At 68.6% G+C, this 16,406-nt stretch carries 15 protein-coding genes; 4 read left to right on the top strand and 11 right to left on the bottom strand.

Going from position 1 to position 16,406, the window contains the following annotated elements:
• Positions 1–15: 15 nt before the first annotated feature.
• Both P3102_RS36130 and P3102_RS36125 read right to left on the bottom strand, forming a co-directional pair.
• Positions 16–1,596 carry a GMC family oxidoreductase N-terminal domain-containing protein gene (locus tag P3102_RS36130; protein WP_276365136.1) on the bottom strand — a complete coding sequence of 527 codons (1,581 nt, stop codon included), beginning with the start codon at positions 1,594–1,596 and terminating at the stop codon, positions 16–18.
• Positions 1,597–1,701: 105 nt separating this feature from the next.
• Positions 1,702–2,475 (bottom strand): hypothetical protein, encoded by a 774-nt coding sequence (locus P3102_RS36125; protein WP_276365135.1) that lies wholly within the window; start codon positions 2,473–2,475, stop codon positions 1,702–1,704.
• A gap of 66 nt (positions 2,476–2,541) precedes the next feature.
• Between P3102_RS36125 and purS the strand changes: the two genes are divergently transcribed.
• Positions 2,542–2,781: a phosphoribosylformylglycinamidine synthase subunit PurS gene (gene purS / locus P3102_RS36120; RefSeq protein ID WP_276365134.1), complete on the top strand. Its 240-nt coding sequence runs from the start codon at positions 2,542–2,544 to the stop codon at positions 2,779–2,781.
• Positions 2,778–3,461, top strand: coding sequence for a phosphoribosylformylglycinamidine synthase subunit PurQ (gene purQ / locus P3102_RS36115; protein ID WP_276365133.1), 684 nt, complete (start codon positions 2,778–2,780; stop codon positions 3,459–3,461). The genes purS and purQ overlap by 4 nt, the downstream gene beginning before the upstream one ends.
• An 89-nt stretch (positions 3,462–3,550) precedes the next feature.
• Here the strand turns inward: purQ and P3102_RS36110 are convergent, their stop codons facing one another.
• On the bottom strand, positions 3,551–5,278 hold the full coding sequence (locus tag P3102_RS36110) for an ABC transporter ATP-binding protein (protein WP_276365132.1): 1,728 nt from the start codon (positions 5,276–5,278) through the stop codon (positions 3,551–3,553).
• On the bottom strand, positions 5,275–6,900 hold the full coding sequence (locus P3102_RS36105; protein ID WP_276365131.1) for an ABC transporter ATP-binding protein: 1,626 nt from the start codon (positions 6,898–6,900) through the stop codon (positions 5,275–5,277). Before P3102_RS36105 ends, P3102_RS36110 begins: the two co-directional genes overlap by 4 nt.
• A 119-nt stretch (positions 6,901–7,019) precedes the next feature.
• Here P3102_RS36105 and purL point away from each other — a divergent pair, with 119 nt between their 5' ends.
• Complete coding sequence (gene purL / locus P3102_RS36100) at positions 7,020–9,305, top strand: phosphoribosylformylglycinamidine synthase subunit PurL (RefSeq protein ID WP_276371506.1); 2,286 nt, start codon at positions 7,020–7,022, stop codon at positions 9,303–9,305.
• Positions 9,306–9,380: 75 nt separating this feature from the next.
• Here the strand turns inward: purL and P3102_RS36095 are convergent, their stop codons facing one another.
• The 6 genes from P3102_RS36095 to P3102_RS36070 form a co-directional block, all read right to left on the bottom strand.
• Complete coding sequence (locus P3102_RS36095; protein WP_276365130.1) at positions 9,381–10,274, bottom strand: hypothetical protein; 894 nt, start codon at positions 10,272–10,274, stop codon at positions 9,381–9,383.
• Positions 10,271–11,383 carry a pentapeptide repeat-containing protein gene (locus tag P3102_RS36090; RefSeq protein ID WP_276365129.1) on the bottom strand — a complete coding sequence of 371 codons (1,113 nt, stop codon included), beginning with the start codon at positions 11,381–11,383 and terminating at the stop codon, positions 10,271–10,273. The genes P3102_RS36095 and P3102_RS36090 overlap by 4 nt, the downstream gene beginning before the upstream one ends.
• A complete protein-coding gene (locus P3102_RS36085; protein WP_276365128.1) occupies positions 11,380–12,180 on the bottom strand; it encodes a Twin-arginine translocation protein TatA in 801 nt (266 codons plus the stop codon). The genes P3102_RS36090 and P3102_RS36085 overlap by 4 nt, the downstream gene beginning before the upstream one ends.
• Before the next feature lie 177 nt (positions 12,181–12,357).
• On the bottom strand, positions 12,358–13,203 hold the full coding sequence (locus P3102_RS36080) for a lysozyme (RefSeq protein ID WP_276365127.1): 846 nt from the start codon (positions 13,201–13,203) through the stop codon (positions 12,358–12,360).
• Between the two features lie 191 nt (positions 13,204–13,394).
• Positions 13,395–14,198: a lysozyme gene (locus tag P3102_RS36075; protein ID WP_276371504.1), complete on the bottom strand. Its 804-nt coding sequence runs from the start codon at positions 14,196–14,198 to the stop codon at positions 13,395–13,397.
• A gap of 116 nt (positions 14,199–14,314) precedes the next feature.
• Positions 14,315–14,941, bottom strand: a complete 627-nt coding sequence (locus P3102_RS36070; protein ID WP_276365126.1) for a type VII secretion system-associated protein — start codon at positions 14,939–14,941, stop codon at positions 14,315–14,317.
• A 53-nt stretch (positions 14,942–14,994) separates the two neighbouring features.
• Here P3102_RS36070 and P3102_RS36065 point away from each other — a divergent pair, with 53 nt between their 5' ends.
• Positions 14,995–15,375, top strand: coding sequence for a sterol carrier family protein (locus P3102_RS36065; protein WP_276365125.1), 381 nt, complete (start codon positions 14,995–14,997; stop codon positions 15,373–15,375).
• Between the two features lie 84 nt (positions 15,376–15,459).
• On the opposite strand, the gene P3102_RS36060 is transcribed toward P3102_RS36065, so the two are convergent.
• Positions 15,460–16,257: an SAM-dependent methyltransferase gene (locus P3102_RS36060; protein ID WP_276371502.1), complete on the bottom strand. Its 798-nt coding sequence runs from the start codon at positions 16,255–16,257 to the stop codon at positions 15,460–15,462.
• Between the last annotated feature and the right edge of the window lie 149 nt (positions 16,258–16,406).

Below are 16,406 nucleotides of genomic sequence, written 5' to 3'. Positions count from 1 at the left end.
GCGTGAAAGGGAAGGTCACGAGCCTCGGATGAGGTCGGCGGCCTTCTCCGCCACCATGATCGTCGGCGCGTTCGTGTTCCCGCGCGGCACCACGGGCATCACCGACGCGTCCACCACCCGCAGCCCCTCCACCCCGCGCACCTTCAGCGCCGGGTCGACGACGGCGTGCTCGCCCGTTCCCATCGAGCAGGTCCCGACAGGGTGGTACAGCGTCTGCGTCCTCTCGCGCACGTAGTCGGCCAGTTCGCCGTCGGTCAGGTCGTGGTGCTCCGGCAGGAACGGCTTGTCCAGGTAGCGCGCGAGCGGGCCGGACTTCCCGATCTCCATCAGGGCCCGCATCCCGGCCAGCATCTTCTCCATGTCCACGGATTCGGCGTAGTACGCCGGGTCGATTTCGGGCTTCCACAGGGGATTCGACGACTTCAACCGCAGCCGTCCCCGGCTCGCGACGTCGACCAGGGTCGCCGCCGACGTGAAGCCGGGCACCGTCGGCTCGCGCATCCCGTTGTCGTAGAACAACGTCGGCGCGACGTGGATCTGCATGTCCGGCGGCGAGACACCGTCCGCGGCGGGGAAGAAGGCGCCCGCCTCGCCGATGTTCGAGGCCAGCGGGCCGCGTTTGGTGAGCTGGTAGCGCACCAGCCCGCCCGGCGTCGCGGCGTCCACCAGGTCGGTGGTGCCGCGGGTCGACCAGATGATCCCGCAGGCGGGGTGGTCGTGCAGGTTCTCACCGACACCGGGAAGCGCCGCCACGACGTCGATCCCGTGCTCCCGCAGGTGTTCCGCCGGGCCGACGCCGGAGAGCATCAGCAGTTGCGGCGAGTTCACCGCGCCACCGCTCAGCAGGACTTCGGCCGACGCGCGCACGGTCGTCTCGACGCCTTTGTCCAAATAGGACACACCGACGGCGCGGGTTCCTTCGAACACCACACGCGTGGCTTGGGCGTGGGTCCGCACGGTGAGGTTCGGACGCGACGACGCGGGCCGCAGGTACGCGTCGGCCACCGACCAGCGGCGGCCTTTCTTGCAGGTCACCTGATAGACGCCGGCGCCTTCCTGCGACTCGCCGTTGAAGTCGCCGGTGCGCTTGAGGCCCCAGGCGACCGCGGACTCCACCCAGGCGCGGGACAGCTCGTGGGTGAAGCGGCGGTCCTCGACGTTCAGCGGCCCGTCGGTGCCGTGCAGCGGCCCGCCGAGCCGCTGGTTGCCTTCCGCCCGTTTGAAATACGGCAGGACGTCGTCGAAACCCCAGCCCTCGGCGCCGTGCCCGTCCCGCCAGCCGTCGTAGTCGGCGCGGTTGCCGCGGATGTAGATCATCGCGTTGATCGAGGAACAGCCGCCGAGCGTCTTCCCGCGCGGCCAGTACAGGGTCTTGCCGGTGTGCTTCTGCTCGACCGTCTCGTAGTTCCAGTCCCACTGCGTCTTGAACAGACCGGGGAACGCCGCGGGGATGCGGATTTCGTCCGCGTCGTCCTCGCCGCCCGCTTCGAGCAGGAGCACCCGTGCCGACGGATCCTCGCTCAGCCGGTTCGCCAGCACGCATCCCGCGCTGCCCGCGCCGACGATGACGTAGTCGAAGGAGTCCTGATCGGCCACGGTGCCTCCTGCTGCTGCTCACCCGGTGTTGGCGTACTGCCAATGGGCTCATCTTGGCCCAGCGACGCGCTCCGAGCATCCCCCAGTCGAAGGACTGATGCGAGCTCAGTCGGAGTCGGGTGCGAAAGAAGCCACGCAGGGACCGCCTTCGGCCGCGTCGTCGGTCTCGACCCGCCCGGGCCGCCGGACGCCGTCCACCTCGCCGGCGAGGTGGAGGATCGTTTGCCCGGCGGTGGTCAGCACGTCGGCCTTTTCGACGGTGTACCTGGCTTCGCCGTGGATGATCTGCTGCACGCCGTCGCGGGTCGTGTCAGGCACCTTCCCGCACAGCACGGACAGGGCCGCCGGGATGTCACGCGTGTTGATCGCGTCGACGAATTCGTTCCCCGCCTCTTCCCCGGTCTTGACGTCGGGCCGCGAGGACGGCTTCGTCTCGATACCCGGCAGCGGCTCGGGCTCGCCGCCGATCTTGGCGTCGCGCACGCACCAGCCGCCCTCGCCGGGAATCATCGCGATCCCGACGGTCTCACCCGCGGCGGTGAACGCGGCCGAGTACTCCTGCGCCGCACGCTGGTGCGCGGGCGTGCTGAGCTGTGCGTCACCGGAGACGGACATGGTCTGCTCGAAGGTGTAGGACCGCTTCGAACGGATCGCGCACCAGAGCTCGCTGACGCGGTTCTCGCCGACGCCGTTCACGAAGGACCGGATCAGCTGCTCCGGCGTCGCGCGCGAAGTGGTGTCCGGCTTGGCCTTGAAGAACCCCGGCGAAACGAAGCCGGTGAACGCGACCCCGCCCGCGATCAGGACGAAGACCAGCGTCAGCGTGATCCAGAGCCAGGTCTTCGGCCTCTTCGGCGGCGCGTAGTGCCCGTAGGTCATGCGTCAACCGTAGTGAAGTAGGCTCGGGCGGTACCCACGACCTGCGTGAATAAGGAGCAGCCTGCCGTGGCCCGAGTCGTTGTCGACGTCATGCCCAAGCCCGAAATCCTCGACCCGCAGGGGCAGGCCGCGCTCGGCGCCGCCGGTCGTCTCGGCTTCACCGGGATCGCCGGGATCCGTCAGGGCAAGCACTTCGAGATCGAGGTCGACGACTCCGTCGACGACGCGACGCTCGAAAAGATCGCCGAAGGATTCCTCGCGAACCCGGTCATCGAGCAGTGGACCATCAAGCGGGTGGACGCGTGAGCGCCCGCATCGGGGTCGTCACCTTCCCCGGCACGCTCGACGACGGTGACGCCGCCCGCGCCGTCCGCTACGCCGACGCCGAGGCCGTGCCCCTGTGGCACGCCGACGAGGACCTCAAGGGCGTCGACGCCGTCGTCATCCCCGGTGGCTTCTCCTATGGCGACTACCTGCGCGCCGGTGTCATCGCCCGGTTCGCGCCGGTGATGTCTTCGGTGATCGAGGCCGCCCACCAGGGCATGCCGGTGCTGGGCATCTGCAACGGCTTCCAGATCCTGTGCGAGGCCGGACTGCTGCCGGGCGCGATGATCCGCAACGCGGGCCTGCACTTCATCTGCCGTGACCAGTGGCTGCGCGTCGAGAACAACGACACCGCGTGGACCACCCGGTACGACAAGGACGCCGAGATCCTCATTCCGATGAAGAACATCGACGGCTGCTTCGTCGCCGAGCAGGACACGCTCGACGAGCTGGAGGGTGAGGGCCGCGTGGTGTTCCGCTACGTCGGCGGCAACCCGAACGGCTCGCGCAACGACATCGCCGGGATCCGCAGCGAGAACGGCCGCGTGGTCGGGCTCATGCCGCATCCGGAGCACGCCATCGACGCCCTCACCGGGCCTTCCGACGACGGGCTCGGCATTTTCTACAGCGCCGTGGACGCCCTGTCCTCGGTCGCGCGCTGACGTAAGTTCCGCCTGCCCGACCCTTCGCAATTCGGCACCTGCTTGCGGTACTTGCACGCGCAACCACCGCAACCAGGTGCCGAATTGCGTCAGGAGGCGGCGGCCACCAGCGCCGCGTAAGGCCCGCCGGCGGCAAGCAGTTCCGCGTGCGAGCCCAGCTCGGTCACCCGGCCGCCCTCGATGACCGCGACCCGGTCCGCCGCGGCCGCCGTGTGCAGCCGATGCGCGATCGCGATCACCGTGCGCCCTTCGAGCACCGCGCTCAGCGACCGCTCCAGCTCCCGCGCCGAACCCGTGTCCAGCAGCGACGTCGCCTCGTCCAGCACCAGCGTGTGCGGGTCGGCCAGCACCACCCGCGCCAGCGCCAGCTGCTGCGCCATCGCCGCCGGGACCGCGACCGCCCCGGCCCCGACCTTCGTGTCCAGCCCGTCCGGCAGGCTCGCCACCCACTCCGAAGCCCCGACCGAGGCCAGCGCGGCCAGCAGCCGGTCGTCGGACCAGTCCCCGGCGGGCAGCGTGAGGTTGTCGCGCAGCGTCCCCGCGAACACGTGCTGCTCCTGGGTCAGCAGCAGGACCTCGCCGCGCAGGACGTCGTCCGGCAACGTCGACACCTCGGCGCCGCCGATCCGCACGGAGCCCGACGTCGGCGCCGACATCCCGGCCAGCAGCCGTCCCAGGGTCGACTTGCCCGCACCGGACGGGCCGACGATCGCCAGCCGTTCACCGGCGGGCACCCGCAGGTCGATCCCGTGCAGCACTTCGCGGTCCGCGTTGTAGCCGAAGCGCACGTCGCGCACCTCGATGTCTTGGCCGCGCGGAGCCTCCGAAGCAGAGGCAACCGACGAAGGCGGTCGCACGCCCAGCAGCCGGCGCAGCGAGGCACCGGCGACCTGCATGTCCGCGAGCCAGAACAGCGCCTCGTTCAGCGGACCGGTCATGACCTGCGAATACAGCAGCATCGCGGTGATCGTGCCGAGCCCTTCCCAGCCGTTCGAATAGGCGAGCAGTCCCAGCCCGAGCATCACCGGCACCGGCAGCACGTAGCTGATCTCCAGCGACGGGATCCACCGCATCTGCAGTGCCCGGATCTCGCGCTCGCCCAGCATCGACGCGTCGAGCCCGTCGTGCCCGGCGCGGATACGGCGGCCCGTCGTGCTCAGTGCCTCCGCCGTCCGCGCGCCCTCCGCGGTCTCGTGCGTCGTGGACTGCAACTCGGACCACTTGTCCAGCATCCGCCGCATCACGTCCGGGATCCGGCGCTGATACCAGATGTTCACCGGCACCAGCAGCGGCAGCGCGACCAGCAGGCCCAGCGCCAGGAACGGTGACGTGAGCACCATCGCCACCACGGTGAACACCACCGTGACGGCGGCGATCAGGATCTCCGGCGCGCCGAACCGCACCGCGTGGTCGATGCGGCTGACGTCGGTGGTCGCCCGGCTGAGCAGATCACCGGTGCCCGCCGCCTCGACCGTCCCGAGCGGCAGGTTCAGTGCGTTCCCGACGAACTGCTCGCGGTTGCTCGCCAGGATCCGCTCACCGAACACCCGCGCGCGAAACCGGGCCAGACCCTTGAACCACGCCTGCGCGCCCAGCACCACCACGAACGCGACCGCGAGCCAGGTGATCGTGGTCGTCGTCGTTCCCTCGACGACCTCGTCCACCAGCGCGCCCAGCAGTTGCGGGCCGGCCAGCCCGATCGCGGTCGCGACGCAGAACAGGCCGAGCATCACGGAGAACTCGCGCCTGTTGTCCCGCGCGGTCTCCCTGATCCATCGTCGAACGTCTTTCTTGTCTGCCAAAGGCAGCTTTTTCATGCCGGTACTTTCGTACTCACGACCACATCGGCCACATGTGCCCACAGTGGACTCTGACTGAACACGACGGTGGTCTTGCCGCGTCGCAGCTTCGCGACGCGTTCGGTTATGCGGGCTTCGGTGTGCGCGTCGACGGCCGAGGTCGGCTCGTCGAGCAGCAGGACGTCGGCGTCGGTCGCCAGCGCGCGGGCCAGGTTCAGCCGCTGCCGCTGACCGCCGGAAACCTCACGTCCGCGTTCGCCGATGACCTCGTCGACGCCGTTGGGCATCGCCTCCACGATGTCGTCGGCGTCCGCCGCGTACAGCGCTTCGGTGATCTCGACCTCGCCGGGCTCGGCGGGGGTGACCTGCTCGCGCAGCACCCCGGAGAACCAGATGTCCTGGTTGTGCGCGAACACGACCCGCCGCCGCAGCTCGCCGAGGGCGACCTGGTTCACCGGAACCCCGCCGACGAGGGCAGGTTCACTCGGATCGGTGAACCGTGCCATCCGTGAAGCCACCGCTTCGGCATCGGCTCCGACGTCGATGACGGTCAGCTTCCCGGCCTCGACCCTGATTCCGGACGTCTCGTCGTACAGGCCCAGCGGGCCTTCCGGCAGCGGCACCGGGTGCTCCGGCTCGGCGAGCGTGCGGTCGGTGGACAGCAGTTTGCACACCTTCCGCGCCGAAACCAGCGCGGCGCTCAGCACCCCCGCGAACTCGGTCGCCGTCGTCACCGGGATCACCAGGAACACCGAGATGCCGTAGAACGTGATCAACTCGCCGACGCGGATGGTGCCGTTCATCGTCGCCTGCGCGCCCAGCCAGGTGATGGCCACCGTGACCAGGCCGGGCAGCGCGATCTCCGCGGCCGCGAGCCACGCCTCGCTGCGCCCCACCTGGACACCGGCCGCCCGGACCCGCTGGGAGGAGCGCCGGAAGCGGTCGAGGAACTGCCGTTCACCGCCGACGCCACGAAGGATCCGCAGGCCGGAGACGATATCCGCAGCCAGCGCGTTGACCTCCGTCTTCTCCTCGCGCTGCTTCGTCTGGCGCCTTTCCAGCGGCTTCAGCAGCGGGCCGATGCCGACCACCGCCAGCGGGACACCGACCAGCGCGACCACCCCCAGCAGCGGAGACGTCGACAGCAGTGCCGTCGCGCAGACGATGAACGCGATCAGCGAACCGAAGGCCCGCCCGAGCACCTCGAAGGAGTCGCCGATGGGGTTGATGTCGCTGGTGGTGATCGCCACCACGTCGCCGGTGGTGGTCGTGTCCCGCAGGTTCGCGCCCAGCTTCGCCGCGTGCTCGGTGGCCAGCCGCTGCGTCACCCCGGCGCCGTGGATCCAGCAGCCGTAGGACGCGAAGTGCTGCACCGTGCCCGCGAGCGTCTGCGCGATCCCGAGCCCGGCGGCCGCGAGGCCCCACAGCCAGACGGAATCGCCGTCACCGCGGCCGATCGCGTCGATGCCGCGGCCGATCGCGACCGGGAGCAGGGCGATCGGCAGTGACCACAGCGCACCGCTGATCGCCGAGACGGCGAGCAGTCCCGGGCGCGCGAGCATCATCCTGACCAGGTACCGCCAGGCGGGCGGCTTGGCGGGCAGGCGTAGTCGCGGAAGGGGATAGGTGGCGGAAAGCACGATTGTCGACGGTAAGCGGATCGCAGGTGTCAGCGCGACCGATTTATCCGTGGGCGACGGCGAGGTGAACAACCCTCTCCCTTATTCTGGCGGCTGTGGCGAACCCTGATGTGGACACCGTGACCAGCACCGACGTCGACACCACCGCACGCGCCGAGGCGACCCCGGAACAGACCCAGCCGTACGTCGAACTCGGCCTCGCCGACGACGAGTACACCCGGATCCGGGAAATCCTCGGCCGCCGTCCGACCGACGCCGAACTGGCGATGTACTCGGTGATGTGGAGCGAGCACTGCTCGTACAAGTCCTCGAAAAAGCACCTGCGCTACTTCGGTGAGACCGCCACTCCCGAAATGAAGGAGAAGATGCTCGCCGGCATCGGCGAGAACGCGGGCGTCGTCGACATCGGCGAGGGCTGGGCGGTCACCTTCAAGGTCGAGAGCCACAACCACCCGTCCTACGTCGAGCCGTACCAGGGCGCCGCGACCGGCGTCGGCGGCATCGTGCGCGACATCATGGCGATGGGCGCGCGCCCGCTCGCGGTGGCGGACGCGCTGCGCTTCGGCCCGGCGGACGCCCCCGACACCCGCCGGGTGCTGCCCGGTGTGGTCGCCGGTGTCGGCGGCTACGGCAACTGCCTCGGCCTGCCGAACATCGGCGGCGAGCTGGTGTTCGACCAGAGCTACGCGGGCAACCCGCTGGTCAACGCCCTGTGCGTCGGCGCGATGCGGGTCGAGGACCTGCACCTGGCGTTCGCCTCGGGCAAGGGCAACAAGATCATCCTGTTCGGCGCGCGCACCGGCCTCGACGGCATCGGCGGCGTGTCCGTCCTGGCCAGCGACACCTTCTCGGGTGACGAAAGCTCAGGCGGCCGCAAGAAGCTCCCGAGCGTGCAGGTCGGTGACCCCTTCACCGAGAAGGTGCTCATCGAGTGCTGTCTCGAACTGTTCGCCCAGAAGCTCGTCGTCGGCATCCAGGACCTCGGCGGCGCCGGGCTCTCCTGCGCGACGTCGGAGCTGGCGGCCGCCGGTGACGGCGGCATGCACATCCACCTCGACCGGGTTCCGTTGCGTGCCACCGGGATGACCCCGGCGGAGGTGCTCTCCAGCGAGTCGCAGGAGCGCATGTGCGCGGTCGTCTCGCCGGAGAACGTCGAGGCGTTCATGAAGGTCTGCGAGAAGTGGGACGTCATCGCCACCGACATCGGCGAGGTCACCGACGGCGAACACCTGGTCATCACCTGGAACGACGAGGTCGTCGTCGACGTCCCGGCACACACCGTGGCGCACCAGGGCCCGGTGTACGACCGCCCGATCCAGCGTCCGTCCACCCAGGACGCACTGCAGGCCGACACCTCGGCCAAGCTGCCGCGTCCGTCCACTTCGGACGAACTGCGCGCCGACATCCTCAAGCTGATTTCGTCGCCGAACCAAGCGTCGAAAGAATGGGTGACCTCCCAGTACGACCGCTACGTGCGCGGCAACACCGTGTCCGCGCAGCCGTCGGACTCCGGCGTCATCCGGATCGACGAGTCGACCGGCCGCGGGGTCGCCGTGTCGACCGACTGCAACAGCAAGTTCGTCTACCTCGACCCGTACGAGGGCGCCAAGCTCGCGCTGGCCGAGGCGTACCGCAACGTCGCCACCAGCGGCGCGAAGCCGGTCGCGGTGTCGGATTGCCTGAACTTCGGCGCGCCGACCGACCCGGGCGTGATGTGGCAGTTCGAGCGGGCCGTGCACGGTCTCGCCGACGGCTGTGTCGAACTCGGCATCCCGGTCACCGGCGGCAACGTCAGCTTCTTCAACCAGACCGGTGACGTGGCCATCCTGCCGACCCCGGTGGTCGGCGTGCTCGGCGTGCTCGACGACGTCACCCGCCGCATCCCCACCGGAATCGGCGCCGAGGCCGGGGAAGCCCTGCTGCTGCTCGGCGAAACGCACGACGAGCTGGACGGTTCCGCCTGGGCGCGCGAACTGCACGGCCACCTCGGCGGCCGCCCGCCTCGCGTGGATCTGGCGCGCGAGAAACTGCTCGCCGACATCCTCATCGCCGGTTCGCGCGACGGCATGATCTCCGCCGCGCACGACATCTCCGACGGCGGCCTGATCCAGACGCTCGTCGAGACCGTCCTCATCGGACAGTGCGGCGCCCGTGTCTTCCTCGACGCGGAGCAGGACCCGTTCGTGCAGCTGTTCTCCGAGTCCGCGGGCCGGGTGCTGGTCGCCGTGCCGCGCACCGAGGAACTGCGGTTCACCGAAATGCTGACCGCGCGCGGCCTGCCGTGGCGCAAGACCGGTGTGGTGGACCCGGAGTCGGGCTCGCTCGAACTCCAGGACATCACGGAGTTCACCCTGGACGAGCTGCGGGAGCCCTGGGAGCGCACGCTTCCCGCCCTTTTCGACTGAGAGGTCTGGGCGCGCGTTCGCCCGCCGGAAGTACGTGAAGGCCCCCCCTTGCGCCCAGCGCAAGGAGGGGGGCCTTCACGTACTCGGGGAACGGTCCGCACTCGCCGTCGGCTGCCCGGGCGACGGCAAGGTCGAGCCGGCGGGGAACTTCGCGCCCTCCAGCGAAGGCGGCTCCGCGAAGGTGGCCACGCTGAAGTCGACAGGTGCCTTGACGACGAGGTCGTTCAGCGACACCCTGCGTTCGAAGCTCGCCCGCGTGAGTTCGAACCCGCCGTGGATCGTCGCGTTCTCGAGCAGGAACTTCCCGGACAGCTGAGCGTCGGTGAGGTCGAGGTAGGTCAGCACCTCGCAACGATCCGCGCCGAACCAGCCGACCCGCCTGCCGAGCAGGCCCAGCTTGTCGAGCCGCGCGTCGCTGAGGTTGAGCGAAAACGTCGGCCCGGTGCTCCCGGCGTGGGGGAGGATGTCGCGGATCAGCCGTTCGGCCGCGCGCCGGACCAGCCGTTCCCGTTCCGCGGCCGCCTGGTCTTCGTCGCTCCAGTCGTCTTTCTTGCCCGCCGCGATCGCGAAACTCGGATGCTCGAACGGCCGCCGCAGATAGGCGCACAGCACGTCGAGCACCGTCTGCCGGTACTCCGGCCGTGTCCTGGCCAGCCCGGCGAGCGAATGCATCGCCCCGACGCGGACCTGATCGGCCTCGTGGCCCAGCAGTTCGATCGACTTGGCGAAGCGCTCGTCGGAGATCCGGCTGCGCTCGATCTCGTGCCGGTCCTCTTCGGTCCGCCTTCGCCGGTCGTTGAGCCAGAGCCCGTAGAGCGCGGCGATCGCCCCGCCGGCGAGGGCGCCGGTCTTGAGCGCGTCGCCGCGACTGGTCGCGCGATCCGTGAGCAGCCAGGCGGTGACTCCGACGAGCACCACGACCGAGGACAGCAACGTCCACAGCAGCGGTGACTTGAACAGGCGCTTCATCGGTCCTTCTCCGTGAGCCGGGCTCGGCCGTCCGGCAGGGGCTCGACGAACCAGCCGTCCGGGAGTTCGTGGTCCCGCGCGGGTTCCACCGTCGTGTCGTACAGCGAAACCGTGCCGGGCGGCTCGCCGAAATTCAGATCCGCGAAGCCGTGGAACCGGGCGCGGCGCAGATCCAGCGTTCCCGTGAATCGGGAGCCGGCGAAGACGGCGTCCTTCGCGAAGACGCTGTCCTTGAAGGAGGTCTCGCCCGCGAACACGGTGCCGCGGAACTCGGCGTCCTCGGAGAAGTGGACCCCGCTGAACCACGCCCGCTGTTCGAATTTGGCGTAGTTGCACCGGAAGAAGCCGATCAGCTTTTTCGCGGCCGTTCCCGCGCCGGTCAGGTACACCGGCCCGAGGAACACGCAACCGGACAGATTGGTGCTGCTGTACAGACCACCGTAGCGGAGCAGCAGCTTGCCGATCTTCCGCTCCGACAGGTCGAAGTACTCCAGCACCGCGCCGGTCAGGTCGAGGTCGTATCCGGGAGTGCCTTCGGAATCCGCGGCCGGGAGCAGTTCCCCGATGAGCCGCTGGGCGGTTTGCCGTACCTGGAGCTCTTGATCCTGCTCAGCTTTGCCAGACGGGGGCTGCTTGTTCGAGGGGCGTTTCGCCTCCTCTTCGTCGTATTGCGGATGGTCGAACGGCCGCCGTAGGTACGAGCACAGGATGTCGAGCACGGTCTGCGTGTAGATCTCCCTGCCGCGGGCCAGTCCCGCCAGTGCGTGCAGGGCCCCGACCCGCACCTGGTCGGCGTCGTGCCCGAGCAGTTCGACGGCCTTCGCGAACCGTTCGTCCGCGATCCGGTCGCGGTCCTGATCGGCCCGCCGCAGTTCCAGTTCTTGCCGCTGTCGCTCGATTTCCTGTCGCCGCTCCTCGACGCGGCGCCGCCTGTCGTTGAGCCACAACGCATACAGCGCGACGATGGCGCCTCCGGCGATGCCGCCGGTCTTCAGCGCCTCGCTGCGGCTGGTCGCCGGATCCGTCAGCAACCACCCGCCGACCGCGAGCAGCAGGACGAGCGAGACGACGAACGTCCAGAGCAGCGGGGAGCGGAGCAACCGCCTCATCGGACCTTGGAGACCAACAGGGAAGAGACGCAGTAGGCGCTGCCCGATTGGCTCTGCGCGATCACGGTTCCCTTGGCGTCGGCACCCTCGACCGTTCCGGTGATCTCGGCCATGACGATGCTGGTGGTGCCTTGGGTCCTCTTGATCTCGGCCGTGGAGCCCGCCGGCAGGAAGAGGTCGATCATGCTGCCCATGTTCGCCCGCCGGTTCTCACAGGCCAGGGCGACCGCGCCGGTCTTGTCTCCGCCGGAGATCTTGGCGAGGAAGTCCGTGATGACCCGGACACCCTGAGGATCGCCGGCACCACCACCGTTCTCCGAGCTCCGCGGGGGCCTGGTCGTGCTCGACTTCGGGCTGCTCTTCGGCGCCGAGGTCGGCGCGGGCTCGGACGACGACGCGGGCGGAGCGGCGGTGTTGTTCCCGTCGTCCTTGCTCAACAGGAAGCCCGGCGCGACGAAACCGGTGACACCGAAGGCGATCAGCACGACCACACCGATCACGATCCCGATGATCAGCCCGGTCTTGCTCTTCCGCGGCGGCGGGCCGCCGTGACCCTGCGGGTAGCCCTGGTTGTTCGGGTCCCAGCCCTGCTGCTGGTACTGCTGGGTCTGATCCCAGCCCTGCTGGGGCTGCTGCTGGTATTGCTGCTGGTACTGCTGCGTCTGGTCCCAGCCTTGAGGCTGACCGTACTGCTGAGGCTGACCGTATTGCTGGGTCTGGTCCCAGCCACCCGGCTGCGGTTGGTGTCCCTGGGGGTCCTGGCCGTAGGGCTGGCCTGGCTGGGGTGGGTAGGTCATCGGTCTCGCCTTCCGTACTGGGCCTGAGGCTGGAGATCAGACGACCGGCGGTCAGCGCTGGTTCCGGATCCGCCCATGCCAGGGGGTTTCTGCTCGGAAGGTACCGTGCGGGTGGAAGCGGCGGGAAAAAGCGGCTCCCGGCCGAAGCGGGAGCCGCTTATTCACGAAATGCGCAGCTCAGCCGTTGGCCAGCGCCTGCAAACGGTCGTAGGCGCCGTTGAAGGTGTTCTGGTCGAGGGGACTGGAGGTGTACTGCCACACGGTGTAGAAGCTCCAGCCGTAGGGCAGCGAGCCCACGGTGGACGCGTACCGCGCGATCCACAGCGGGACGGTGCCGCCGAAGTTCTGTGAGGTGCCGACGCAGGTGCTCCACCAGCTCGTCGAGGTGTAGATGACGGGCCAGCGGCCGGTGCGTGCCTTGTACCGGTCGTGGAACGCGCGGATCCATGCCCCCATCGAAGCCTGGCTCAAGCCGTAGCAGGTGGCGCCGTACGGGTTGTACTCCATGTCCAGCGCACCCGGCAGGGTCTTGCCGTCCTGGGACCAGCCGCCACCGTTGTTGATGAAGAAGTCCGCCTGCGCCGCGCCGCCCGAGACGTTCGGCAGGGCGAAGTGGTACGCGCCGCGGATGAAGCCCTGACTGTAGGAACCGTTGTACTGCTGGGCGAAGTACGGGTTCTTGTAACTCGTGCCTTCGGTGGCCTTCGTCCACACGAAGCGTTTGCCCTGACCCCACCAGTAGGCCCAGTCGACGTTCTTCTGGTAGCTGGCCACGTCCATGCCCGCGACGGTGGCGAGCACCCCGGCCTCGGGCTGGGGTCGTGCGGCCTTGGCCTTCGACTCGGGGGTGGAGGTGTCACCTTCCACGCGCCGGATCTGCGATCCGATCGTGTGGTCGTTCCGCTGGAGATCCTGTTCGATCGACGTGATCTCGGGGGACGGGGCGGCCGACGCCTGGACCGTGCTGCCGAGCAGGAGCAGCGCGGAGCAGGCGGCGATGGCGATTCTTCGGGAAGTGCGCATTACGACAGTCCCTTCACGGATAACCCTCGCTGAGGACGGCGACCTTGCAGGTGGTAGCGGTCCGGGCACGATTGTTGACGACGAGTGCCGGGTTTGTCACTAACTTCCGTGAAATTGGTACTACGCGTGGGTGATTTTCATTTCCAATTAGGTCGGGTTGTGTGATCTTGTAACGCCACTCGGGTGGACGCTCAGCCGATGGCCAGCGCGCGTACGTGGTCGATCGTGCCGTTGAACCAGTTCTGGTCGCCGGGCAGGCTGCCCTTGTTCGAGAACTGCCAGACGGTCTGGTGTTTCCAGCTCGCGGGCAACTCGCCGATCTCCGTGTGGTAGCGCGCGAGCCACAACGGGTTCTGCCAGAACGCGGTGCTGTTACCGGTGCAGAGCTTCCACCAGCTCGTCGACGTGTAGATCGCCGGATGCCGCCCGGTCCGCCACAGATAGGTCTCCGCGAACGACGCCATCCACGCGACCATCTGTGCGGGTGTCTTGCCGTAACAGGTTTCACCGTAGGGGTTGTACTCGACGTCGAGCGCGCCCGGCAGCGTCTTGCCGTCGCCCGACCAGCCACCGCCGTGGTCGACGAAGTAGTGCGCCTGTGCGGCGCCGTCCGAGATGTCGGGGCGGCCGAAGTGGTACGCGCCGCGGATCAGGCCGACACCGTGGGAACCGTCGTACTGCTGGGAAAACCGCGGATTGACGAAGCCGGTGCCTTCGGTCGCCTTCACGTAGACGAACTTCGCGCCGGTCTTGGCGGCGCCAGGCCAGTCGACTTCCCCCTGATGACCACTGACGTCGTGGCCGAGCGTCTGCGTTTCGCCGCCGTACAGCGGTCCGACCGACACGGTGACGCCTTCGTGCAGCGCGATCTGCGAACCGGCGTAGTGCTCCTCCGCCCCGTCGTATCTGGGCCCGCTTTCCCGTGCGACGGCGGGGGTCTGCGCGAGCAGGAGAGCCCCCGCCGCGAGGGCGGCCCCCCAGCTTTTCGAACACACTCTGCGACTCTTCACGTCGCCACGATCCCCTGCGGAAAGGAAATCAGCGACTCGAACATCACCCGAAAGAGTAGCTTTTTCGGCGATTAAATTGGGCCGAGTGGGCTAACGAGACCTCAACGACGCTCGTCCGAAAGGGCTTTGACGAGGTGCTCCGAGGGGATGATCGCGGTGAGCCGCTCGTGCGGATTGATCGTCACGGGGTGCCCGGCGAGCAGCGGGACGATGTCACGGCCCAGTACCCCGCGGGCGTGCGGCCATTCGCGCGGGACCAGCGCTTTCGCCGTGTAGGCCGGCACGAGCACCTTGCCGTCGGTGTTGTGGAAGCCGATCACCGTGCGCTGCACCGGGGAAAGGGCGTAGACGAACAGCGTCGAGTCGAGGACGACCCGCGGCAGATCGGCGGCCGGGCGGTGGTTCGCCCGCACGAGCTGGAGCAGCTGTTCGAGTTCGTTGCGCGGCTCCGGGAAGCCGAGCGCCGTGGGCGAGGGTCGATAGCGGTCGTTGGGGTGGAAGTCCTCGACGATCTCGCCCGCCCCGTTCACCGGATACGCGCCGACGACCGCCCAGGACGGCACGGGGCCGTCGGGATCGAAAGCCTCGTCGATGACGTAGAGCCAGCTGTTCGGATTGGCCTTGGCGTTGGCGCGCATCTCTTCGGTGATCTTCGGCTTGGCCTGTTTCCGCTTGCCCGCCGGGCTCGACGCCAACCGATCCGCCTCGTCCCGCTGCGCCATCGCCATCCCCACGTTCCGGGTGCCTGAAGGTTTGTCCGCGCTCACTCTACTGTTCTCGCATGGCCTCTTCGCGTTCGGTCGACCCCGCTGAGTTACGAGCCGCGCTCACGGTGATTTCCCCCTGGTTGAGCGGATCCGGTCCGGAACCGGCTCGTCCGGAGCTGGCCGCGGCGGTACGGCTGAGCCTGCGGACGCTGGCCGGGGACGCTCCGGGGAAGAGTGTCGAGGTGCGGGTGCCGCCGTTCGCGGCCGTGCAGTGTGTCGAAGGATTGCGCCATACCCGCGGGACGCCGCCCAACGTCGTCGAAACGGATCCGCGCACGTGGCTGGAGCTGGCGACCGGGCTGCTCGGCTGGGCCGACGCCGTCGCGGCGGGGCGGGTCACCGCCTCCGGGAGCAGGGCCGATCTGGCGCGCTGGCTGCCGCTGGTCCGCCTCTGAACCCGCTCCCGGCCGCGAGAACCGGTCCGTTCCTGGCGAAATTCGCCAGGAACGGACCGGTCGAAGCAGCCAACGGGGGCGGTCTCAAACCTTACGGCCGATACCGCCCGAGATCGTCCGCTGAGCGGTGTTCAGCTCCTTGATCCGCGGGCCGTCCGGCCACCAGTCGGCGCACAGCCGGACACCCGGCTCGATCATCTCGAGGTCGTGGAACAGCTCTTCGATCTCGGCCTTGGTGCGGAAGGTGCCCGAGCCCATCGGGCTGTGGAGGAAGAAGTCCTCCATCTTGCGGGCGACCTCGGACAGGTCGTCCTGCGGATCGGAGAAGTGCGAGATCGCCACGTACGAACCCGGCGGCAGCGCGTCGATGTACTGCTTCATGATCTTGGCGGGCTGATCGTGCGGCCCGTTGTAGTGGTGCAGGGTCCCGAGCTGCAGCAACGCGATCGGCTGCGTGAAGTCGATGTGCCGCCGGATGTCCGGGTTCTCGAGGATCCGCGCCGGCTCGAAGATGTCGTCCGAGACGAAGCGCGTGTTCTCGTTCTCCTCGAGCAGCGCGCGCCCGTGGGCGAGGACGACGGGGTCGTTGTCGACGTAGACGACCTTGATCTCCGGGTTGATCCGCTGCACGACCTGGTGGGTGTTCTCCGCAGTCGGGAGGCCGGAGCCGAGGTCGAGGAACTGGGTGATGCCCGTCTGGCTGGCGAGGAAGCGGCACGCGCGGATCAGGAAGCCGCGGTTCTCGGTCGCCAGGTCCTGCGCCTCGGGGGCCGCCTGCTGGACCTTGCGCAGTACCTCCCGGTCGATCTCGTAGTTGTCCTTGCCGAGCAGGAAGGCGTCGTACACCCGGGCGATGCTGGCGCGGGTCGGGTCGACACCCACGGGCACTCGTTCCGTCCGGGTGGGGGCGTCGGGCATCTTGAACCTCACAAAACTGTGTCGGAAGTCTCGGGCTCTACGTAGAGTAGGACCAGGTACGCGACCGGTAAACCGAGCCATCCCTGTCGTGTCGAGGTCCAAACGTGTACTTT

The sequence above is a fragment of the Amycolatopsis sp. QT-25 genome (assembly GCF_029369745.1).
Classification (GTDB): Bacteria; Actinomycetota; Actinomycetes; order Mycobacteriales; family Pseudonocardiaceae; genus Amycolatopsis.
The sequence above is the reverse complement of the archived record's forward strand: the minus strand, read 5'-3'. Positions and strand labels throughout refer to the sequence as shown.